The 20,470-nt window shown below is 60.9% G+C and carries 20 protein-coding genes and 1 pseudogene; 10 read left to right on the top strand and 11 right to left on the bottom strand.

What is annotated here, in order from left to right; translation table 11 throughout:
* Positions 1 to 78 precede the first annotated feature (78 nt).
* Positions 79 to 1,098: a hypothetical protein gene (locus tag H097_RS18365; RefSeq protein WP_241495438.1), complete on the top strand. Its 1,020-nt coding sequence runs from the start codon at positions 79 to 81 to the stop codon at positions 1,096 to 1,098.
* Positions 1,099 to 1,184: 86 nt separating this feature from the next.
* Here the strand turns inward: H097_RS18365 and H097_RS18360 are convergent, their stop codons facing one another.
* Positions 1,185 to 4,076 (bottom strand): ribonucleoside-diphosphate reductase subunit alpha, encoded by a 2,892-nt coding sequence (locus H097_RS18360; RefSeq protein ID WP_032861552.1) that lies wholly within the window; start codon positions 4,074 to 4,076, stop codon positions 1,185 to 1,187.
* 805 nt (positions 4,077 to 4,881) lie between these two features.
* Between H097_RS18360 and H097_RS18355 the strand changes: the two genes are divergently transcribed.
* Complete coding sequence (locus tag H097_RS18355; RefSeq protein ID WP_029300726.1) at positions 4,882 to 5,607, top strand: response regulator; 726 nt, start codon at positions 4,882 to 4,884, stop codon at positions 5,605 to 5,607.
* The gene (locus H097_RS18350; RefSeq protein ID WP_032861551.1) at positions 5,604 to 7,214 is read left to right on the top strand and encodes an ATP-binding protein; all 1,611 of its coding nucleotides are present in this window, start codon (positions 5,604 to 5,606) and stop codon (positions 7,212 to 7,214) included. Before H097_RS18355 ends, H097_RS18350 begins: the two co-directional genes overlap by 4 nt.
* Before the next feature lie 86 nt (positions 7,215 to 7,300).
* Here H097_RS18350 and H097_RS18345 read toward each other — a convergent pair whose 3' ends face one another.
* On the bottom strand, positions 7,301 to 8,017 hold the full coding sequence (locus H097_RS18345) for a 4'-phosphopantetheinyl transferase superfamily protein (protein WP_032861550.1): 717 nt from the start codon (positions 8,015 to 8,017) through the stop codon (positions 7,301 to 7,303).
* A 147-nt stretch (positions 8,018 to 8,164) separates the two neighbouring features.
* Between H097_RS18345 and H097_RS18340 the strand changes: the two genes are divergently transcribed.
* Together H097_RS18340 and H097_RS18335 are read left to right on the top strand one after the other, a co-directional pair.
* Entirely contained in the window at positions 8,165 to 8,842 is a 678-nt protein-coding gene (locus tag H097_RS18340) for a response regulator transcription factor (protein ID WP_032861548.1), read from the top strand.
* The gene (locus tag H097_RS18335; protein ID WP_032861547.1) at positions 8,839 to 10,185 is read left to right on the top strand and encodes an ATP-binding protein; all 1,347 of its coding nucleotides are present in this window, start codon (positions 8,839 to 8,841) and stop codon (positions 10,183 to 10,185) included. The genes H097_RS18340 and H097_RS18335 overlap by 4 nt, the downstream gene beginning before the upstream one ends.
* A gap of 55 nt (positions 10,186 to 10,240) precedes the next feature.
* Here H097_RS18335 and H097_RS18330 read toward each other — a convergent pair whose 3' ends face one another.
* A complete protein-coding gene (locus tag H097_RS18330) occupies positions 10,241 to 11,239 on the bottom strand; it encodes an AraC family transcriptional regulator (RefSeq protein WP_032861545.1) in 999 nt (332 codons plus the stop codon).
* A 334-nt stretch (positions 11,240 to 11,573) separates the two neighbouring features.
* Between H097_RS18330 and H097_RS18325 the strand changes: the two genes are divergently transcribed.
* Positions 11,574 to 12,905: a dicarboxylate/amino acid:cation symporter gene (locus tag H097_RS18325; RefSeq protein ID WP_029300714.1), complete on the top strand. Its 1,332-nt coding sequence runs from the start codon at positions 11,574 to 11,576 to the stop codon at positions 12,903 to 12,905.
* A gap of 150 nt (positions 12,906 to 13,055) precedes the next feature.
* Entirely contained in the window at positions 13,056 to 14,237 is a 1,182-nt protein-coding gene (locus H097_RS18320) for a CaiB/BaiF CoA-transferase family protein (protein WP_032861543.1), read from the top strand.
* Positions 14,238 to 14,350: 113 nt separating this feature from the next.
* Here the strand turns inward: H097_RS18320 and H097_RS18315 are convergent, their stop codons facing one another.
* Both H097_RS18315 and H097_RS18310 read right to left on the bottom strand, forming a co-directional pair.
* Positions 14,351 to 14,845, bottom strand: a complete 495-nt coding sequence (locus H097_RS18315) for a SprT family zinc-dependent metalloprotease (RefSeq protein WP_032861595.1) — start codon at positions 14,843 to 14,845, stop codon at positions 14,351 to 14,353.
* A 129-nt stretch (positions 14,846 to 14,974) separates the two neighbouring features.
* Complete coding sequence (locus H097_RS18310) at positions 14,975 to 15,577, bottom strand: Yip1 family protein (RefSeq protein ID WP_032861542.1); 603 nt, start codon at positions 15,575 to 15,577, stop codon at positions 14,975 to 14,977.
* Between the two features lie 302 nt (positions 15,578 to 15,879).
* Here H097_RS18310 and ttcA point away from each other — a divergent pair, with 302 nt between their 5' ends.
* Both ttcA and H097_RS18300 read left to right on the top strand, forming a co-directional pair.
* Entirely contained in the window at positions 15,880 to 16,704 is an 825-nt protein-coding gene (ttcA, locus tag H097_RS18305) for a tRNA 2-thiocytidine(32) synthetase TtcA (protein WP_032861541.1), read from the top strand.
* 67 nt (positions 16,705 to 16,771) lie between these two features.
* Positions 16,772 to 17,443 carry a DNA-3-methyladenine glycosylase I gene (locus H097_RS18300; protein ID WP_032861540.1) on the top strand — a complete coding sequence of 224 codons (672 nt, stop codon included), beginning with the start codon at positions 16,772 to 16,774 and terminating at the stop codon, positions 17,441 to 17,443.
* A 2-nt stretch (positions 17,444 to 17,445) separates the two neighbouring features.
* Here H097_RS18300 and H097_RS28840 read toward each other — a convergent pair.
* The 4 genes and pseudogenes from H097_RS28840 to arsC form a co-directional block, all read right to left on the bottom strand.
* Positions 17,446 to 17,532, bottom strand: a pseudogene (locus H097_RS28840) (outer membrane lipoprotein carrier protein LolA); the annotation flags it as partial.
* Between the two features lie 8 nt (positions 17,533 to 17,540).
* On the bottom strand, positions 17,541 to 17,945 hold the full coding sequence (locus H097_RS18295) for a DUF2069 domain-containing protein (protein ID WP_032861538.1): 405 nt from the start codon (positions 17,943 to 17,945) through the stop codon (positions 17,541 to 17,543).
* Entirely contained in the window at positions 17,929 to 18,543 is a 615-nt protein-coding gene (gene wrbA, locus H097_RS18290; RefSeq protein WP_029299742.1) for an NAD(P)H:quinone oxidoreductase, read from the bottom strand. Before wrbA ends, H097_RS18295 begins: the two co-directional genes overlap by 17 nt.
* Positions 18,540 to 18,893 (bottom strand): arsenate reductase (glutaredoxin), encoded by a 354-nt coding sequence (arsC, locus tag H097_RS18285; protein ID WP_032861537.1) that lies wholly within the window; start codon positions 18,891 to 18,893, stop codon positions 18,540 to 18,542. The genes wrbA and arsC overlap by 4 nt, the downstream gene beginning before the upstream one ends.
* Positions 18,894 to 19,008: 115 nt before the next feature.
* On the opposite strand from arsC, the gene H097_RS18280 reads away from it, so the two are divergent.
* A complete protein-coding gene (locus H097_RS18280) occupies positions 19,009 to 19,470 on the top strand; it encodes a TlpA disulfide reductase family protein (RefSeq protein ID WP_032861536.1) in 462 nt (153 codons plus the stop codon).
* Between the two features lie 124 nt (positions 19,471 to 19,594).
* On the opposite strand, the gene H097_RS18275 is transcribed toward H097_RS18280, so the two are convergent.
* Together H097_RS18275 and H097_RS18270 are read right to left on the bottom strand one after the other, a co-directional pair.
* Entirely contained in the window at positions 19,595 to 19,999 is a 405-nt protein-coding gene (locus tag H097_RS18275; RefSeq protein ID WP_032861535.1) for an META domain-containing protein, read from the bottom strand.
* Positions 19,996 to 20,436, bottom strand: coding sequence for a hypothetical protein (locus H097_RS18270; protein WP_032861534.1), 441 nt, complete (start codon positions 20,434 to 20,436; stop codon positions 19,996 to 19,998). The genes H097_RS18275 and H097_RS18270 overlap by 4 nt, the downstream gene beginning before the upstream one ends.
* Positions 20,437 to 20,470 lie beyond the last annotated feature (34 nt).

Genomic DNA, 20,470 nt, shown 5'->3' with positions numbered 1-20,470 from the left:
CCCCGACGCACCAATGATTGGACAAGAGCCCATGAGGCTCATCCATCAAGAGGAGGGCTTGGTATGTGGGGAGCAGGAGTGTCCGCGCCAGATGCTGGGCGCATTAACTTTGTACCGGCAGTTGCGCGTAAGGAGTCTGCTCCTGCCGGGCCTGTTGGCGAATTGCCTGCGGTCAAGACCTTGCTCGGTCAGCTGTTTGATGCCGAGCAAGCAGGCAAGACCCAGACGGCTCAGGATCTGCGCGATAAGTTGAATGATCTGCGTCAGAAACTGGGTGATGAGAAATTCAAGGAAACGCTTAACAAGCTGACTCAGGAAGCGGATGACAAGTTTCTTGAGTTTCTCAAACGGATGTTGGACGAATGGTTTCCCAGTGATGGTGTAACTCCACCACCCCCCAAGGGCGGCGGTGGCGGTGGCGGTGGTGGAGGTGGTGGGGTGAAGCCGGGAGGGTTTGGTCCCTCCGAGGCCATGGGTAATAAGCCGGTTACCGAAGGCTCCAAGCATTTCAACTACAAGCCCGATAACAGCAAGCCAGGGGAAAAACCGAACAACATCTGGAGTGGTTTCAGCCAGGGCCCAGATGGCAACTGCGTTACCGTTTCGTCGATAAAGGCCGCAATGATGCGGTATGGCCAGAAGCCCACGGACGTCTTCAAAACGGTGAACGAGACGAGCGCAGGTTATGACGTAACCATGCGTGACGGCTTCAAGCTTTCTTTGTCCAAAGATGAGTTGAGGCAAGCGGCCACGCACGCGCACTTCAAGGGTGATGATCCGGCGATGATGACTGATGCCAACGTTCTGTACGCTGCGAGTGCCAAGCGGGCGCAGATGGAAAACAACGACGGTACGGCTGGACACAGTTTCATGGCGGCGATGAACAGCCTCAACGATGGTGAGCACTCTCGTGAGGGCCTGGATCGCTTGGGGCTGAAGGGGCTTTACAGGCCGGCTACGGATGCCGACTTGAGAAGCAGTAAGGTGGGGACGGTTGAATATAATGGTCATTCGATGGCCGTGATCGACGGTCGCATCGAGTTGTGGGGGAAGCGAGGCAGCGTGCCTCAGTCGGGTATAGCGACCGTATTGATCTAGCCAGGCCAGGCAAAAAAAGCCCCCGATACGCTAGGCATATCGGGGGCTCTTTAGCCTTGAGAGGTTAAACCCAAGGCGGGCTTAGCTTATTGGCAAGCTTCGCAATCCGGCTCGTCAATCGCGCAGGCCTTTGGCACTGGTGCCGGACCGGCTGGCGCAGCAAGCACCGAATCATCACCATGGTTGCCGCTGGACACAGCGTTCAGCTTGCCGGTGTTGATGGTCGACTTCTCGGTGCTGGTCGCGGCCAGGGCACGGAGGTAGTAAGTGGTTTTCAGGCCACGGTACCAAGCCATGCGGTAGGTCACGTCCAGCTTCTTGCCCGAAGCGCCGGCGATGTACAGGTTCAGGGACTGGGCCTGGTCGATCCACTTCTGACGACGGCTGGCGGCGTCAACGATCCACTTGGTGTCCACTTCGAAGGCGGTCGCGTAGAGCTCTTTGAGTTCTTGCGGGATGCGCTCGATCTGCTGCACCGAACCGTCGTAGTACTTCAGGTCGTTGATCATGACCGAGTCCCACAGGCCGCGGGCTTTGAGGTCGCGAACCAGGTACGGGTTGATCACGGTGAATTCGCCCGACAGGTTCGATTTCACATACAGGTTCTGGTAGGTCGGTTCGATCGACTGCGAGACGCCGGTGATGTTGGCGATGGTCGCGGTCGGTGCGATGGCCATGATGTTGGAGTTACGAATGCCTTTCTGCACACGGGCACGTACCGGCGCCCAGTCCAGGGATTCTTCCAGGTCGACGTCGATGTACTTCTGGCCACGTTGCTCGATCAGGATCTGTTGTGAATCCAGCGGCAGGATGCCCTTGGACCACAGCGAACCCTGGAACGTCTCGTAGGCACCGCGCTCGTCGGCCAGGTCGCAGGAAGCCTGGATCGCGTAGTAGCTGACCGCTTCCATGGACTTGTCGGCGAACTCGACCGCAGCATCCGAACCGTAAGGAATGTGCTGCAGGTACAAAGCGTCCTGGAAGCCCATGATCCCCAGGCCGACCGGACGGTGCTTGAAGTTGGAGTTCTGCGCCTGTGGCACCGAGTAGTAGTTGATGTCGATCACGTTATCGAGCATGCGTACGGCGGTGTTGACGGTGCGTTCCAGCTTGGCGGTGTCCAGCTTGCCGTTGACGATGTGGTTCGGCAGGTTGATCGAGCCCAGGTTGCAAACGGCGATCTCGTCCTTGTTGGTGTTCAAGGTGATCTCGGTGCACAGGTTCGAGCTGTGAACCACGCCCACGTGCTGCTGCGGGCTGCGCAGGTTGCATGGGTCTTTGAAGGTCAACCATGGGTGGCCGGTTTCGAACAGCATCGACAGCATCTTGCGCCACAGGTCTTTGGCCTGGATGGTCTTGAACAGCTTGATCTTGCCTGGGTACTGGGACAGGGCTTCGTAGTACTCATAGCGCTCTTCGAAGGCCTTGCCGGTCAGGTCGTGCAGGTCTGGCACTTCCGATGGCGAGAACAGGGTCCACGGGCCGTCGTCGAAGACACGCTTCATGAACAGGTCAGGGATCCAGTTGGCGGTGTTCATGTCGTGGGTACGACGACGATCATCACCGGTGTTCTTGCGCAGCTCGATGAACTCTTCAATGTCCATGTGCCAGGTTTCCAGGTACGCACATACAGCGCCTTTGCGCTTGCCGCCCTGGTTGACCGCAACGGCGGTGTCGTTCACTACTTTGAGGAACGGTACGACGCCTTGGGACTTGCCGTTGGTGCCCTTGATGTAGGAGCCCAGTGCACGCACCGGTGTCCAGTCGTTGCCCAGGCCGCCGGCGAATTTGGACAGCATGGCGTTGTCGTGGATCGCGTGGTAGATGCCCGACAGGTCATCCGGCACGGTGGTCAGGTAGCAGCTCGACAGCTGTGGACGCAGGGTGCCGGCGTTGAACAGGGTCGGGGTCGACGACATGTAGTCGAAGGACGACAGCAGGTTGTAGAACTCGATCGCACGGTCTTCTTTGTGCTTCTCTTCGATCGCCAGGCCCATGGCCACGCGCATGAAGAACACTTGCGGCAGTTCGAAGCGGATCCCGTCCTTGTGGATGAAGTAACGGTCGTACAGGGTTTGCAGGCCCAGGTAGGTGAACTGCTGGTCGCGCTCGTGGTTGATCGCCTTGCCGAGTTTTTCCAGGTCAAAGGTGGCCAGGATCGGGTTCAGCAATTCGAATTCGATACCCTTGGCGATGTAGGCCGGCAGTGCCTTGGCGTACAGATCGGCCATTTCGTGGTGGGTAGCGCTTTCGGCGACTTTCAGGAAGCCCAGGCCTTCGGCACGCAGGGTATCCATCAGCAGGCGCGCGGTCACGAACGAGTAGTTCGGCTCACGCTCGACCAGGGTACGGGCGGTCATCACCAGGGCGGTGTTGACGTCGGTCAGGGCCACGCCGTCGTACAGGTTCTTCAGGGTTTCGCGCTGGATCAGGTCGCCGTCGACTTCTTCCAGGCCTTCGCAGGCTTCGGTGATGATGGTGTTCAGGCGGCCCAGGTCCAGCGGCGCGAACGAACCATCCGCCAGGGTGATGCGGATCGACGGGTGCGCTTGCACGGCTTCGGCGGACGGCGCGTGTACGGCACGTTCCTTGGCGCGCGAATCGCGGTAGATCACGTAGTCGCGGGCCACTTTCTGCTCGCCGGCACGCATCAGGGCCAGTTCGACCTGGTCCTGGATTTCTTCGATGTGGATGGTGCCGCCCGATGGCATGCGACGCTTGAAGGTCGCGGTGACTTGTTCGGTCAGGCGGGCAACGGTGTCGTGGATACGCGACGAAGCGGCAGCGGTGCCGCCCTCAACTGCAAGAAACGCTTTGGTGATGGCGACGGTGATTTTGTCATCGGTGTAAGGAACGACAGTGCCGTTACGCTTGATCACACGCAATTGGCCGGGCGCGGTGGCGGACAGATCCATATTCGAATCGGCGGCCTGCGGCACGGAGCCTTGCGGGTTCTCGCGAGTTGTGTCGGTTTGCATGGGGGGTTGTCTCCACATTCTATATTTATTTGGGCACCATCACGGTGCCCACCGTTCCGTCCTGAAGCACTTACAACAGGCCTTGGCCTGGCATAACAACTTCGGGACAGGAGGAAGGGAGCTGTTCGCGCCGCTTCCATGCCGAAGTCTTTGGTTCGGGGCCGGGGCCCTTCACCGTATTCCTGATGGGTGACAGTGTTTGCACTGCAACACCCGTACCGCTTTCTCCCGTTCGGGCTGGAAAACAGCAGCCATCCGCGTGCGCGGTTTGGGCTTTCGAAAAAGGTTTAAGTTCAACCAAACAGGAGCAAGAAAGCGCTTGAGTTTCTTGTCTGAATTGTGTTTGGTCTTTTCGCTTGAAACCCTACATGTAGGGTTTTTTCAGCGACGAGCTACAAGATAATGCGTTTTGGGGGGCTTAGCAACGCACTACCTGTGGATAACGCTGTGGGTAAAATGTGTATGAAAGGTGGAATAGCCGTGTAGGCCGCAGTACTGCTGCATCGCACCGTTTGTCACCGAATATTCCAAGCTGAAAACACCTGGTTGGATTTTTGCGGGCGCGAACCCTATCACAAAAAAACACGATCACCGAATGCATTTCCTGGCTTGTGTTGCAGGGTCAGGCCATGGCTACAATCGGCCTTTATTCGTGCGATATATTGCTCACTCCACATGACAACTGTAGGAGCGAGCTTGCTCGCGAAGGGCGTCAACGATAACGCTGACTTGCTGAATGAACGCGGCGCCCTTGGTTTCTTCGCGGGCAAGCCCGCTCCTACAATAATTAGAGTTGAGGTAGCGCATGGAGCAAGAAGCCTGGCAGGTATTGATTGTCGAGGACGACCAGCGTCTGGCTGAGCTGACCCGTGACTACCTGGAAAGCAACGGCCTGCGGGTCTCCATAGAGGGCGACGGTGCCCTGGCAGTGGCGCGGATCATTGCCGAGCAGCCAGACCTGGTGATTCTTGACCTGATGCTGCCTGGCGAAGACGGCCTGAGCATCTGCCGCAAGGTGCGCGAGCGCTACGACGGAGTGATCCTGATGCTCACCGCACGTACCGACGACATGGACCAGGTCCTGGGCCTGGACATGGGCGCCGACGACTATGTGTGCAAACCCGTGCGCCCGCGCCTGCTGCTGGCGCGGATCCAGGCCTTGCTGCGGCGCAGCGAAAGCGCCGAGCCCGCCGCCCCGGAAAAACAGCGCCGGCTGCAGTTCGGCCCGCTGGTGGTGGACAACGCCTTGCGCGAAGCCTGGTTGCACGACGGTGGCATCGAACTGACCAGCGCCGAATTCGACCTGTTGTGGCTACTGGTGGCCAATGCCGGGCGCATCCTGTCCCGAGAAGAGATCTTCACCGCCCTGCGCGGGATTGGTTACGACGGCCAGGACCGCTCCATTGACGTACGCATCTCGCGGATCCGCCCGAAAATCGGCGACGACCCGATCCACCCGCGCCTGATCAAGACCATTCGCAGCAAAGGCTATTTGTTCGTCCCCGAAGCTGCCGCCGACATGCTGTCGTGAACTCGATCTTCCTGCGCATCTATGGCGGCATGTGCGCGGCGCTGATCCTGGTGGCCCTGCTCGGCGTACTGGCCCTGCACCTGCTTAATGAAGTGCGCAGTGGCCAGTACCGTGAGCGCCTGGCCCACGGCACCTTTGCCCTGATGGGTGACAACCTGCAACCGATGAGCAGTATCGAGCGCCAGCGCGCCCTGGCGGTATGGGAGCGCTTGCTGGGGATTCCCCTGGCGTTGCAGAAAGTATCCGATGCCCAGTTGGACCTGAGCCAACGCAACCGCCTGCAACGGGGCCAGGTCCTGGTGGAGCAGACCGGACCCCATGCGGCCAGGGTCTTGCGCCTGGTCAGTGAAAAAGAGCAACTGCTGCTTACCGGCGAAGTGCAGCAGATCAGCGAGCAATTGGCCCGGGCCACCATTTATTTGCTGGCCGATGAGCTGGTGCGTTTCCCGGTGGCCGAGCAGCCACAGCGTCTGGCCGACTTGAAACACGCCAAGGGCTTTGGCTTTGAAATGCACCTGCTCAAGCTCGACGAAGCCGACATGGATGAAGACCAGCGGCGGCGCGTGGCCGAGGGCGACACGGTGATGGCCCTGGGCAAGGGCGGTGATTCAATTCGCGTGTTTGCCGGCATGGTCGGCACGCCGTGGGTCCTGGAAATCGGCCCGCTGTACCAGATGAATCCTTACCCCGCGCAATGGCTGGTGCTGATTGCATTGATTGGCCTGACCCTGATCGGCTTGATCGTGTACCTGCTGGTGCGCCAGCTGGAGCGCCGCCTGCGCGGGCTCGAAGCGGCTGCTACGCGTATCGCCAAGGGCAACCTGGAAGCGCGGGTGCCGGCGCGCGGTGCTGACTCGGTAGGGCGGCTGGCGGCGGCCTTCAATGGCATGGCCGAGCACCTGCAACGCCTGCTGGCGATCCAGCGTGAACTGGTGCGCGCGGTGTCCCATGAGCTGCGTACCCCGGTGGCGCGCCTGCGGTTTGGCCTGGAGATGATCGGCGACGCCGCCACTCCTGAAGCCCGGCGTAAATACATGGAAGGCATGGACAGCGACATCCAGGACCTCGACGGCCTGGTGGATGAGATGCTCACCTATGCGCGCCTGGAGCAGGGTTCGCCGGCCTTGAGCTTTCAGCGGGTCGACCTCAGCGCCTTGCTCGACCAGGTGATCGATGAACTCGCGCCGCTGCGGCCGGCAATCGAGGTGGCGCGTGGCGTATGCCTGTCATCGGCGCACCTGGATGCGGCCTGGGTCGACGCCGAGCCGCGCTACCTGCACCGCGCCCTGCAAAACCTGGTGAGCAATGCCATGCGCCATGCGCAGTCGCGGGTGCTGATCAGTTACCAGGTGGGGCAGGTGCGCTGCCGTATCGATGTTGAAGACGATGGCCCGGGAGTGCCGGAAAGTGCCTGGGAACGGATCTTTACGCCATTCCTGCGCCTGGACGACAGCCGTACACGCGCCTCGGGCGGGCATGGCCTGGGCCTGTCGATTGTGCGGCGGATTATCTACTGGCACGGTGGTCGGGCCTTGATCAGCAAGAGCAACAACCTGGGCGGTGCGTGTTTCAGCCTGAGTTGGCCAAGGGACCAGGACAAGGCTTGAGATAGTCATCGCAGGCAAGCCAGCTTGCATTCCAAAGGATGTACTCGGTCAACTGTGGGAGCTGGCTTGCCTGCGATAGCTATCTATCAGGCACCGACAGCCACCAGGCTCAACAACTGCCCGTCATCCACCGCAAACTGCCCCTCCAACTCCTTGCCATGGCACCACTCGGCAGACAGGTCCGTCAGCAGTCGCAGGCGCAAAAAACCCGACTCTGCCCACTCCACCACCTCGGCATGCTCAAAGTAGAAGCGCTTGCGCACGATCGGGTAGAGCGCCTTGAACAGGCTTTCCTTGGCCGAAAACGTCAGGGTCACCCACTGCGCAATCTGCTCCCGTGGCCCGGCGGCCATGCGTTGCATCTCATCCGGGGTAAGGATTTCCCCGGCCAGGCGCTCGGCCCGTTCAAGTGACAGCAGGTTTTCCAGATCCATACCCAGCCCGCGCCATTGCGCCTTAAGCCCGACAATGGCCGCGGCATGCCCGGTGCTGTGGGTGATTGAGCCGCTGATATGGCCAGGCCACACCGGGGCGCGGTCTTCGCCGATGGCGGGGATAAAGTCCAGGCCTTCGAGCCGTTGCAAGGCGCTGCGGGCGCATAGCCGGCCGGCGAGAAACTCGGCCTGGCGCTTGGCTACCGAACGTTGAATGCTCGCCGGCGGCGGCACGGCGCAGCGCTGGAAGTCACTGGCCTCAAGCAGTTTTGGCTCGAAGCGCGTGCTCAGGAACACCGTGCCGGGCAAGGCGTCAGGCAATGGCCAATGGTCATCAAGTGGGGTGCAGCAGGCGGGTATTGGGTTCATGCCGGCTATTCTGCACGGGGCGGGACATACCTGGGTAGCCCGCCGGTTCAGACTGTGTTCAGTTCAACCGCCGTAAACTGCGCAAGCATACCTTCAGGGCCGCTATGATATTCCCTGCGGGACAGTGGATTGGCCTTGGAGAGTGTTATGAAATTGCTGGTTGTCGAAGATGAGGCGTTGTTGCGCCATCACCTGTTGACCCGTCTTGGCGACAGCGGTCACGTGGTCGAAGCCGTGGCCAACGCCGAAGAAGCGCTGTACCAGACCGGGCAATTCAATCATGACCTGGCGATCATCGACCTGGGCCTGCCGGGCATGGGCGGCCTGGACCTGATCCGCCAACTGCGCACCCAGGAAAAGACCTTCCCGATCCTGATCCTCACCGCACGTGGCAACTGGCAGGACAAGGTCGAAGGCCTGGCTGCCGGGGCCGATGACTACGTGGTCAAACCCTTCCAGTTCGAAGAGCTGGAAGCGCGGATGAACGCACTGCTGCGCCGCTCCAGCGGTTTTACCCAATCGACCATCGTTGCCGGCCCCTTGTTGCTGGACCTCAACCGCAAACAGGCGTCCCTGGATGAGCAACCCCTGGCGCTGACGGCCTATGAGTACCGGATCCTGGAATACCTGATGCGTCACCACCAGCAAGTGGTGGCCAAGGATCGGTTGATGGAACAACTCTATCCCGATGACGACGAGCGCGATCCGAACGTGATCGAAGTGCTGGTCGGCCGCCTGCGCCGCAAGCTCGAAGGCCCGGCCGGGTTCAAACCCATCGACACCGTGCGTGGCCTGGGCTATCTGTTTAACGAGCGCTGCCGTTGATTCGTTCTCTACGTGTACGCCTGATGCTGGCGGCCACCACCCTGGCCGTGTTGTTCATGCTCGGGCTGTTGCCGGCGATGCAGGGCGCGTTCAGCCTGGCGTTGCAGGACTCCATCGAGCAGCGCCTGGCGTCGGATGTGACCACGCTGATCTCGGCCGCACGGGTCGAAAACAACCGTTTGCTGATGCCGGCGCAGTTGCCCGACGAGCGCTTCAACCTGACCGATAGCCGCCTGCTGGGCTATATCTATGATCGCGAAGGCCACCTGGTCTGGCGTTCGCGGGCGACCCGTGAAGAAAACATCAACTACCGCCCGCGTTACGACGGGCGCGGTAACGAGTTCGCGAAGATCCGCGAGGCCAACGGCCAGGAATTCTTCGTCTATGACGTCGAGGTCAAGCTGCTGGGGGGCAAGAGCGCGGCGTTCAGTATTGTCGCGCTGCAACCGGTGCGCGAATACCAGGTGACCCTTGAAGGCCTGCGGGAAAACCTCTACCTGGGTTTCGGCGCGGCCTTGCTGGTGTTGTTGAGCCTGCTGTGGATCGGCCTGACCTGGGGCTTGCAGGCCTTGCGCCGGCTGAGCCAGGAGCTGGATGAAATCGAAGGCGGCACCCGCGAGAGCCTCAGCGAGCAACACCCACGGGAGCTGCTGCGCCTGACCGGTTCCCTCAACCGTCTGTTGCACAGCGAGCGCGAGCAGCGCACCCGTTACCGTGACTCCCTGGACGACCTGGCCCACAGCCTGAAGACCCCGCTGGCGGTCTTGCAAGGAGTGAGTGAAGACATGGCCCAGCGCCCCCAGGACCTTGAGCAGGCGCGGGTCTTGCAGTCGCAGATCGAGCGCATGAGCCAGCAGATCAGCTACCAACTGCAGCGCGCCAGCCTGCGCAAAAGCGGCCTGGTGCGCCACCAGGTGCGCCTGCGGCCGGTGCTGCAAAGCCTGTGCGACACTCTGGACAAGGTCTACCGCGACAAGCGCGTGCGGGCGTCTTTTGCGTTGCCAGAGCAATGTGACGTACCCATCGAACAGGGCGCCTTGCTGGAATTGCTCGGCAACCTGCTGGAAAACGCCTACCGCCTGTGTTTGAGCGAGGTGCGCATTACCCTGGATGAAAGTCCGGATGGCGTGCGCTTGTGCATCGAAGATGATGGCCCCGGCGTGCCACCCGACCAGCGTGCGCGGATCCTGCAGCGCGGCGAGCGCCTGGATCGTCAGCATCCGGGGCAGGGGATTGGGTTGGCGGTGGTCAAGGACATCATCGAGAGCTATGGCGCGCGGCTGACCCTAGGGGATTCGCCTCTAGGGGGGGCGGCGTTCAGGATTCATTTTCCGGCTGTTTGATCTTTATTGGATTCACTGGCCTCATCGCGAGCAAGCCCGTCCAAACACCACATCCTCAACTTTCCTGTGCCCGATAAGCCCCCGGGGTCACCCCCGTCCACTTCTTGAACGCCCGGTGAAACGCCGACGGCTCGGAAAACCCCAACTGCTCGGCAATCTCCTGCAACGACAGATCCGCCCGCCCCAGATGGAAAATCGCAATATCCCGGCGCAGTTCATCCTTGAGGGCCTGGAAGTTGGTGCTTTCCTCACGTAAATGCCGGCGCAGGGTCTGCGGGCTGATGTGCAGGTGCTGCGCCACGGCCTCCAGGTCCGGCCAGGGTGTGCGGTCGCGGCTCAGCAAACGGCGGATCTGGCTGCTCAGGCTATCGCCTTCGTCCGGCCGTGACAGCAGGTCGGCGGGGGAGCGTTCGAGGAAGTGCTTGAGGGTGCGTTCGTCCTGCAACAATGGCAGGTTCAGGTAGCGACTGTGGAACACCAGGCTGCTGCTGGCCGCGTTGAACACCAGCGGGCAGGGGAACAGCAGGTCGTATTCGCTGGCATGGGCCGGTATCGGGTAGCTGAAGGTGGCCTGCTCCAGGCGGATGCGCTGGCCAATCAGCCAACTGCCGAGGCGATGCCAGATCACGAGCAGGGATTCGCTCAAAAAGTGGTCCGGGTCCCACAACTGCGAGTCATCCAGACTCAGGCGCGCCATGTCGCCTTCACGGCTCAGCCGCCAGCGTGGCCCCTGGGGGAACAGGCTGTAGAACAACAAGCCGCGTTGCAGCGCCTTCTCCAGCGTGCGGCAATGAATCAGCGCATGGCACATCATGGCGAAGGTGCCGCGCTTGCTCGGCCCATCGGCGAACCCCAGGTATTCGTCATCCAGGGCCTGCCACAACATCTGCAACAGCCGCGTGAACTGCTCTGGCGCAATGCGCGCGCGTGGCTCCGCCAGCAGTTCGGGGGTAATGCCCAGTTGCTGCAACAGCGTCGAGCAGTCGTAGCCGGCCCGACGCGCTCCGCCCAAGGCTGCACGGGCGTAATGACTGGCGATGGTGCGTTCGCGCATGCAGGGGCCTCGTCCATTGAGTGGCCGATGGTAGCCATCAGACCTTGGGTGGACAAGGCGGATATCCGCCAAATTGTAGGACGAGATCAGGGGGCTGGGCGGATATCCGCCACCGTTTCCAACCAGGCAAACAACCCTGAAAAGGCGTCAGCCCCCTTGGTCCAAGGGCTCCAGGGCTTTTAAGGAAAGTGGCACGCCGTTTGCGATAGGGAGTACAGACCTGCCAGCCAGCAGCTCGCCAAAACAAATCCCTCCAGTGCAGGAGGGTTCGCAATTCAAGTGTCGTGGGCAATGGCGGATATTTGCCCCACGGGACTCTTGAGGAAACTTTGCAATGACGACTCGTCAGCCGTTCTACAAAACCCTGTACTTCCAGGTAATCGTTGCCATCGTTATCGGTATCCTGCTCGGTCACTTCTACCCGCAGACCGGCGTGGCCCTCAAGCCACTGGGTGACGGCTTTATCAAGCTGATCAAAATGGTCATCGCCCCGATCATCTTCTGTACCGTTGTCAGCGGCATCGCCGGCATGCAGAGCATGAAGTCGGTGGGCAAGACCGGTGGCTACGCGCTGCTGTACTTCGAAATCGTGTCCACCATCGCCCTGTTGATCGGCCTGGTCGTGGTCAACGTGGTGCAGCCAGGCGCTGGCATGCACATCGACGTCGCTACCCTGGACGCCTCGAAAGTCGCGGCCTACGTCACCGCCGGTAAAGACCAGAGCATCGTCGGCTTTATCCTCAACGTGATCCCGAACACCATCGTCGGCGCCTTCGCCAACGGCGATATCCTGCAAGTGCTGATGTTCTCGGTGATCTTCGGTTTCGCCCTGCACCGCCTGGGTGCCTACGGCAAGCCGGTGCTGGACTTCATCGATCGCTTCGCCCACGTGATGTTCAACATCATCAACATGATCATGAAGCTCGCGCCAATCGGTGCCCTGGGCGCCATGGCGTTCACCATCGGTGCCTACGGTGTGGGCTCGCTGGTGCAACTGGGTCAGTTGATGATCTGCTTCTACATCACCTGCATCCTGTTCGTGCTGGTCGTACTGGGTGGCATCTGCCGCGCCCACGGTTTCAGCGTGCTGAAGCTGGTGCGCTACATCCGTGAAGAACTGTTGATCGTACTGGGTACTTCGTCTTCCGAATCCGCACTGCCGCGCATGCTGATCAAGATGGAGCGCCTGGGGGCGAAGAAATCGGTGGTTGGCCTGGTTATCCCGACTGGCTACTCCTTCAACCTCGACGGTACTTCGATCTACCTGACCATGGCTGCTGTGTTCATCGCCCAGGCGACTGACACCCACATGGACATCACCCACCAGATCACCCTGTTGCTGGTGCTGCTGCTGTCCTCCAAAGGCGCTGCTGGCGTGACTGGTAGTGGTTTCATCGTACTGGCCGCGACCCTGTCGGCTGTTGGCCACCTGCCGGTTGCCGGTCTGGCGCTGATCCTCGGTATTGACCGCTTCATGTCCGAAGCCCGCGCCCTGACCAACCTGGTCGGTAACGCTGTAGCGACCATCGTCGTGGCCAAGTGGGTCAAGGAACTGGACACCGACAAGCTGCAAAGCGAGCTGGCTTCCGGCGGTACCGGTATCTCCGAAACCCGCGAACTGGATGACCTGGGCGTGGCCGAAGGCCCGGCGCCAGCGATCAAGTAAACGCTGACGCGGTACTGAAAAAACCATCTTCGGATGGTTTTTTTGTGGGCGGGCGAGCGCAACGGTCACTGTCGATGATGGTTCCGGTAATTGCCGCTGGCGCCCAAGGCTGACTACTCTGTGCCCCATCGAACTGGAATCGGAGCTCCCATGTCAGGCCCCTTGGCGTCCCTCAAAGTGCTGGATTTCTCGACCTTGTTGCCGGGGCCTTTCGCTTCGCTGCTGTTGGCGGACATGGGCGCCGAAGTCTTGCGCATCGAATCCCCCACGCGCATGGACCTGCTGCGGGTGTTGCCGCCCCACGACCGTGGCGTGTCGGCCAGCCATGCCTACCTCAATCGCAACAAGCGCAGCCTGGCCTTGGACCTCAAGCAGCCCGAGGCGCTGGAGATCGTGCGGCAACTGGTGGCCGACTACGACATCGTGCTGGAGCAGTTCCGCCCCGGGGTCATGGAGCGCCTGGGCTTGGGTTATGAAGCGTTGAAGGCGATCAACCCGAAGCTGATCTACGTGTCCATCACCGGCTATGGCCAGACTGGCCCCTACAAGGACCGCGCCGGGCATGACATCAATTACCTGGCACTGTCCGGCATCGCCAGCTACACCGGGCGCCAGGACAGCGGGCCGCTCCCCTTGGGTGTGCAAGTGGCGGATGTGGGCGGCGGTTCGTTGCATGCAGTGGTCGGCTTGCTGGCGGCGGTGATTGCACGGCAGCACAGCGGGGTGGGCCAGTATCTGGATGTGAGCATGACCGACTGCGCCTTCAGCCTCAACGCCATGGCGGGCGCGGCCTACCTGGCTTGTGGCGTGGCGCCGGGGAGGGAAGACCAGGTGCTCAATGGCGGCAGTTTCTACGATTACTACCGCTCGCGGGACGGGCGCTGGTTATCCGTCGGCAGCCTCGAACCTGGGTTTATGCAGCAACTGTGCATCGCGCTGGGACGCCCTGAGTTGGCGGCCCAGGGGTTATCGCCCAAGCCCGAGCAGCAGAAGGTGCTCAAGCAGGTGTTGCAGGTGGAGTTTGAGCGGCACAGTTTTGAAGAGCTGTGTGCAATGTTTGCCGGGGTCGATGCCTGCGTGGAGCCGGTGCTCAGTGTGGGCGAAGCCCTGGAACACCCGCAATTGCAGGCCCGGAAGCTGGTGAGCCAGGTGCCGCGTGGGGATGGCTCGTTCCAGGCGCAGATGGCGTGCCCGCTGAAGTTTTCCGAGGGGTTGCCGGAGCCGAGGCATATTGGGGTGGCGGTGGGGGCGCATAGTGAGCAGGTATTGGATGAGCTGGGGTTCAGCGCTCAGCGGATAGCCGAGTTGCGGGGTGCCAAGGTGGTTGGATAACGCCTGTTCGGGCCCCATCGCAGGCAAGCCAGCTCCCACATTGAAGGTATTCACAAATCAAAATGTGGGAGCGGGCTTGCCCGCGATGGGGCCAGTGAAACCACCCCAAAACCTCACTCGACCCGCGTTTCCCCAGTAAACACCAACGTCTCCCGGCAGCGCCGGCACAAATACCGCCGCCCCTGATTCACCAACCCATGACGCTGGGCTGAGAACGGAAAGTCACTCTCGGCACACGGGCACCGGTAGATATAGCGCGTCACGCGCCGCCGCTGGATCTCATAGGTGTGGCACCGATCCGGCGGCAGTTCGTAGACCCCGCGCATGATCAACTGCCATTCCTCACCATGGGGCTGGATGCGTTCGCCAAACAATTGGTGGGCAATCAAGTGCGCCACTTCGTGGGCGACCGTCTGTTTGAGGAAATGTTGGCTGTTTTCCCGGTACAGCTGGGGGTTGAAGCGCAGCAGGTTCTCGTGCAAATGCGCGACACCGGCTTTCTGGCCGCGGAGCTTGAGGCTGACCTTCGGGCGTTTGAAACTTCGTTTGAAAAAGGATTCGGCTTGCAGGAAACAATCTTCGACGCGGGTATTGAGTTGCTCGGGCATGCTGTACATATCTCCAGAGATGTCCAGTATGCCGCATCCAGGGGTGTTTCCGAATCTGCCAGGCGCCGAATGGTCATGCATAACGCACAAAGCCACCTTGCGGTGGCTATTCCTGCGGTTGAAAGCGTGTCAGTTGGTGTAGATCGGTCCTACGCCCAGGCCCCAGACAATCACGGTAAACGCCATGATCGCCACCAGTACCACCAGGCCTACCGCCAGCACCGAGCTGGAAAACAGGAAGCCTTCGTCCGGGTCGATGCTCATGAAGGTCGGTAGCCCCACATACAGCAGGTAAACGGTGTAGCAAATAGCCGCCGTGCCCACCACCATTCCCAGCCACATATGCGGATACAGCGCCGCCAGCCCGCCGATAAACAGGGGAGTCGCGGTGTAGGTGGCGAATGCCACGCAGCGCGCCATGCTCGGATTGGCGTCATAAGTGCGCGCCATCCAGTGAATGAAGGCGCCCATTACCGCAACGCCGCCGAGCATTGCCAGGTACGACATGATGGTCATCCACAACGCACTTTCCTGGGTCAGCATGACCGGGGCGCGACTGCCGATGACCCAGCCGACCTGGGTCGTGCCGATAAAGGCTGATACGGCGGGGATCGCCGCGAGTATCAGCGTGTGAGTGAGGTACATGTGGCTGATGCTTTCTTCTTTATCGCCACGAATTTCCCGCCATTCCTGGTCGGGATGGGTGAAAAGCCCCACGACGTGATGGATCATGCCAGTCACTCCTGTCGTTATTACCATCGCCCCCCAAGCGGAGCGCCCGCCGGCCAAGTGGCCTGAAAGGTCTGGATATATGTGCGACCTTATGTCGCAGTATAGGAAGTGATGACCGGAAAAACTGTAGGGCTTTAGAGCAAATCGCGCTGTAAACACGGGGCTTAATCGCGGCGAGGTCTGTCGATGGCGATGAATTGCAATGTGAAAGGGTACAAGTCCCTCCCACATTGGAACTCGGTGCTCCATACCGCTAAAATACCCGGCTTTTCGTCAGACACCTTTTCGCGGATCCAAGCGCCATGGGCACTCTTACCGTCAATCAGAACAAACTGCAAAAACGCCTGCGTCGCTTGGCCGGTGAGGCCGTCGCTGACTTCAACATGATCGAGGAGGGCGACAAGGTCATGGTCTGCCTGTCCGGCGGCAAGGACAGCTACACCCTGCTGGACGTGCTGATGCACCTGCAAAAGGTCGCACCGATCAAGTTCGACATCGTCGCCGTGAACATGGACCAGAAGCAGCCCGGTTTCCCCGAGGATGTGCTGCCGGCCTACCTCAAGACCCTCGGCATCGAATACCACATCGTCGAGAAAGACACCTATTCGGTGGTCAAGGAACTGATTCCGGAAGGCAAGACCACCTGCTCGCTGTGCTCGCGCCTGCGTCGTGGCACGCTGTACACCTTTGCCGATGAAATCGGCGCGACCAAGATGGCTCTGGGTCATCACCGCGATGACATCGTCGAGACTTTCTTTCTCAACATGTTCTTCAACGGCTCCCTCAAGGCCATGCCGCCCAAGCTGCGCGCCGATGATGGGCGCAACGTGGTGATCCGGCCGCTGGCGTATTGCAACGAGAAGGACATCCAGGCCTACTCCGACTTCAAGCAATTCCCGATCATCCCCTGCAACCTCTGCGGCTCCCAGGAAAACCTGCAGCGCCAGGTGGTCAAGGACATGCTTCAGGACTGGGACCGCAAGACGCCGGGGCGCACCGAAAGCATCTTCCGCAGCCTGCAGAATGTGATTCCGTCGCAGTTGGCCGACCGCAACCTGTTCGACTTCACCAGCCTGCGTATCGATGAAACCGCCGCTTCACGCTTCGTCAATATTGTGAACCTCTGAGCATTTTTCACGCTCTGACAGACGGCGCTCATGGGCGCCGTTTTCATTTCAACCCGTAGGAGAGGGCATGCGCGATTACAAATGGCTGCACGAATACTGTCTGAATCGCTTTGGTTCGGCGGCCGAGTTGGAAGCCCACCTGCCTGTGCCCAAGACGCCGGCGCAATTGCGCCAGATCAGCGATGACCGCTACCTGTCGACCCTGTCGCTGCGGGTGTTTCGCGCCGGTCTCAAACACAGTGTGGTGGACGCCAAGTGGCCAGCGTTCGAGCAGGTGTTCTTCGGCTTCGATCCGGAAAAAGTGGTGTTGATGGGTGCCGAGCACCTGGAGCGTCTGATGCAGGACACGCGGATCATCCGCCACCTGGGCAAGCTCAAGAGCGTGCCGCGCAATGCGCAGATGATCCTCGACGTCGCGCAGGAAAAGGGCAGCTTCGGCGCACTGATCGCCGATTGGCCGGTGACGGATATTGTCGGCTTGTGGAAATACCTGAGCAAACACGGACACCAACTGGGCGGGCTGTCAGCCCCACGCTTTTTGCGCATGGTCGGCAAGGACACCTTTGTGCCGAGCTATGACGTGGTCGCGGCGCTGAATGCGCAGAAGATTGTCGACAAGGCCCCTACCAGCCTGCGTGACCTGGCGACGGTGCAGGCGGCGTTCAACCAGTGGCACGCCGAAAGTGGGCGGCCGATGTGCCAGTTGTCGATGATGCTGGCCTACACCGTCAACCATTGACCTGTAGGAGCGAGCTTGCTCGCGAAGAACCTGAGGGCGCCGCGTGCATTCTGAATGCCCGCGTCATCGTTAACGTTTTTCGCGAGCAAGCTCGCTTCTACATGGCCAACCGCCGATTCAGCTGGAACCGCCAGCGCACATACAATAACGCTGTGCAGAACACCGCCAGGCTCGCCAGCATCTCCAGCACGCCAAACCACTGGCGGTTTGGGTCATAGGCCGCCAGGGCGCCCTTGATGAAGTACAGGTTCACCACAAAGCACATCCACGAATGCCCGCGCGCACTGCCCATGAGCATGCCTGGCGCGAGGATCAGCAGCGGCACCAGTTCGATCAGCAGGATCACCCAGGGCCGGGCGCCATGCAGGTCGGCGACCAGCAGGTAATAAACGCAGAGCAACCCCACCAAGCCCAGGAACGCCAGCAGGCTCAAGACCCGCGCCACCTTGACCCGAGGCTCGAGCCAGGCCTGGGGCGGCAGGACTTTAGGCTTCTTGGCCACGGCCACTCTCCAGTTTTGCTGCTGTTTTCGCCAGGCGCAGGCCGAGGGCGCGGCACAGGGCGATTTCATGGGGATCCAGGGCACGCTTGCCGTCAGCGCCGGAATGATGGCTGGCACCGTAGGGCGTACCGCCGCCCTGAGTGTCGAGCAAGGCCTGTTCGCTGTAGGGCAGGCCGGTGATCAGCATGCCGTGGTGCAGCAGCGGTAGCAGCATCGACATCAAGGTGGTTTCCTGGCCGCCGTGCAGGCTGGCGGTGGAAGTGAAGACCCCGGCGGGCTTGCCGACGAGGGCGCCGGTCAGCCACAGGTTGCTGGTGCCGTCGAGAAAATACTTCAGCGGCGCGGCCATGTTGCCAAAACGCGTCGGGCTGCCCAGGGCCAGGCCCGCGCAGTTCTTCAGGTCGTCGAGGCTGGCGTACAACGCGCCTTCGGCCGGGATGCTTGGCGCTACGGCCTCACACTCGCTGGAGATGGCCGGCACGGTCCGCAGGCGCGCTTCCAGGCCGCCTTGTTCGATGCCCCGGGCAATCTGCCGGGCCATTTCGCTGACCGAGCCGTTGCGGCTGTAATACAGCACCAGGACGTAGGGCGCGCTCACGGCAGGATCTCCAGGATTTTTTCCGGCGGACGGCCAATCACGGCCTTGTCGGCGGTGGCCAGGATCGGTCGTTCCATCAACTTGGGATGGGCGGCGATGGCGGCAATCAATTGCGCTTCGCTGAGGCTGGCGTCGGTCAGGTTGAGCGTCTTGTATTCGTCTTCGCCGGTGCGCAGCAGTTGCCGGGCGCTGATCCCCAGTTTGCCGAGCAGGGCTTTAAGCTGCGCGGCGTCCAGCGGGGTTTCCAGATAGCGCACGACGTTGGGCGTCAGGCCACGGGCCTCTAACAGTTGGAGCGCACCGCGGGATTTCGAGCAGCGCGGGTTGTGATAAAGCGTCAGATCGGTCATGTGCGGGTCGCATCTTGCGTAAGGTGGCGGGTATTCTACCTGCGCTGTGGCGTGTCCTTAAACCGTAAGAGGCGATAGGCCGCAGCCCACGTTCATTTTTGCTAAGGATTACCCCATGACACGGCGACTGATAGGCGCACTGGCAGTTATCACTACACTCCTGCTCAGCGGCTGCGGCAATGATTATGGCGTTGACCAATACGGCCAGAAAGTCGCGTCCGAACGCGTCGACAAGCAATGGCTGGTGATCAACTACTGGGCCGAATGGTGTGGCCCATGTCGTATCGAAATCCCTGAGCTGAACGCCCTGGCCGAGCAGCTCAAGGGCCAGCCGGTGAGTGTATTTGGCGTCAACTTCGACAATGTGCAGGGCGAAGAACTCAAGAGCGCCAGCGAGAAGCTGGGCATCAAGTTCACCGTATTGGCACAGAACCCCGAGCTGATTTTTGATATCCCACGCAGCGAAGCGTTGCCGGTGACCTACATCATCGATGACAAGGGCAAGGTGCGGGCGCAGATGTTGGGCGAGCAGACGGCGGCGGGGGTACTGGCCAAGCTCAAGGAGTTGCGCGGCTAATCCCTCGCGATCCCTGTAGGAGCGAGCTTGCTCGCGAAGCACTCACAGGCAACGCGTTCATCCTGGATGCACGCGTTTTCGTTGACGCTCTTCGCGAGCAAGCTCGCTCCTACAAGACGTTGGATCAGCCTTCTTCCAGCCACAGGCGCAGTGGCTTGCCCTGGGCAGGCCAGAAGCGGGTTTGCTCGATGGGTGAGATATCCCAGCGCTGCACCGTCTCCAGGGCCTTGAAGAAGCGATGCTCCTGCTCCATCAGGGCTTCGGCGCACAGTTTGCGGGTGCTGCCGATCTTGCCGAAGCTGAGCTTGTCACCGTCCAGGGTGTATGGCGCGAACCAGTGGTTGCAGCCGCCATTGCCATAGGCCCGGCCATCGGCGCCGAGGGTCACGGTCAGGTGGGCGTAATCCATCAGTGGCCGTTCGCCGATCCATTCCACGATATAGCTGTGATCCTGCTTGAGCTTGACCTCATCGCTGGCGCAGCCGGCAAGGCCGACGCCCAGCGCGGCGAGCACCAGCAGGCGCTTCATTGCGCAGCCTTCTGGCATTTCGGGCAACGGTGTTTATCACCGACAGTGGCCCAGCCCAGTTCGCTAATGCGCGCAGTGGCCGCCGGTTGCAGCGGCTCCTTGGTCAGCTTGGTCTCGACCGAGAACTCAAACTCCAGCACGGCGTCGCAGCTGTCGCAGTTGACCTTCCAGGTGTGAATTTCCAGCTCGCCGAACTTCGGCCCTTGCGCCATGGCGACCCATTGGCCGGCCGGGCGGATCGAGTAGCGCGCATCGCCTTCGACGGTCAGGCGCATCGACAGGGTCTTGCTGCCGCGCAAGGTGACGATCAGCACATCGCCATGCTTGATCGAGCCACCATTGCCGGTGACTTGGTAACGACCCGGCACCAGGGCGCGGCATTCGATCAGGGTGTGTTGTGGGCTCAGCAAACTGAAGCGGAAATCGTGTTCGGCCATGGATCCTCCAAATAGGCGCGGCATCCTATCACGC

Origin of the sequence: Pseudomonas sp. FH4 (assembly GCF_000510915.2) — a bacterium.
GTDB lineage: Bacteria > Pseudomonadota > Gammaproteobacteria > Pseudomonadales > Pseudomonadaceae > Aquipseudomonas > Aquipseudomonas brenneri.
This window is presented reverse-complemented; position numbering and strand designations above follow the sequence as displayed.

What these genes read in the sequence shown, in the direction of transcription:
- H097_RS18315 (WP_032861595.1), bottom strand. Translation starts at nt 14,845, where the DNA reads ATGCCCGAGCAACTCAATACCCGCGTCGAAGATTGTTTCCTGCAAGCC.
- H097_RS18360 (WP_032861552.1), bottom strand. Translation starts at nt 4,076, where the DNA reads ATGCAAACCGACACAACTCGCGAGAACCCGCAAGGCTCCGTGCCGCAG.
- H097_RS18340 (WP_032861548.1), top strand. Translation starts at nt 8,165, where the DNA reads ATGAAATTGCTGGTTGTCGAAGATGAGGCGTTGTTGCGCCATCACCTG.
- H097_RS18320 (WP_032861543.1), top strand. Translation starts at nt 13,056, where the DNA reads ATGTCAGGCCCCTTGGCGTCCCTCAAAGTGCTGGATTTCTCGACCTTG.
- H097_RS18345 (WP_032861550.1), bottom strand. Translation starts at nt 8,017, where the DNA reads ATGAACCCAATACCCGCCTGCTGCACCCCACTTGATGACCATTGGCCA.
- H097_RS18300 (WP_032861540.1), top strand. Translation starts at nt 16,772, where the DNA reads ATGCGCGATTACAAATGGCTGCACGAATACTGTCTGAATCGCTTTGGT.
- arsC (WP_032861537.1), bottom strand. Translation starts at nt 18,893, where the DNA reads ATGACCGATCTGACGCTTTATCACAACCCGCGCTGCTCGAAATCCCGC.
- H097_RS18310 (WP_032861542.1), bottom strand. Translation starts at nt 15,577, where the DNA reads ATGATCCATCACGTCGTGGGGCTTTTCACCCATCCCGACCAGGAATGG.
- H097_RS18355 (WP_029300726.1), top strand. Translation starts at nt 4,882, where the DNA reads ATGGAGCAAGAAGCCTGGCAGGTATTGATTGTCGAGGACGACCAGCGT.
- H097_RS18325 (WP_029300714.1), top strand. Translation starts at nt 11,574, where the DNA reads ATGACGACTCGTCAGCCGTTCTACAAAACCCTGTACTTCCAGGTAATC.
- H097_RS18280 (WP_032861536.1), top strand. Translation starts at nt 19,009, where the DNA reads ATGACACGGCGACTGATAGGCGCACTGGCAGTTATCACTACACTCCTG.
- ttcA (WP_032861541.1), top strand. Translation starts at nt 15,880, where the DNA reads ATGGGCACTCTTACCGTCAATCAGAACAAACTGCAAAAACGCCTGCGT.
- H097_RS18270 (WP_032861534.1), bottom strand. Translation starts at nt 20,436, where the DNA reads ATGGCCGAACACGATTTCCGCTTCAGTTTGCTGAGCCCACAACACACC.
- H097_RS18275 (WP_032861535.1), bottom strand. Translation starts at nt 19,999, where the DNA reads ATGAAGCGCCTGCTGGTGCTCGCCGCGCTGGGCGTCGGCCTTGCCGGC.
- H097_RS18330 (WP_032861545.1), bottom strand. Translation starts at nt 11,239, where the DNA reads ATGCGCGAACGCACCATCGCCAGTCATTACGCCCGTGCAGCCTTGGGC.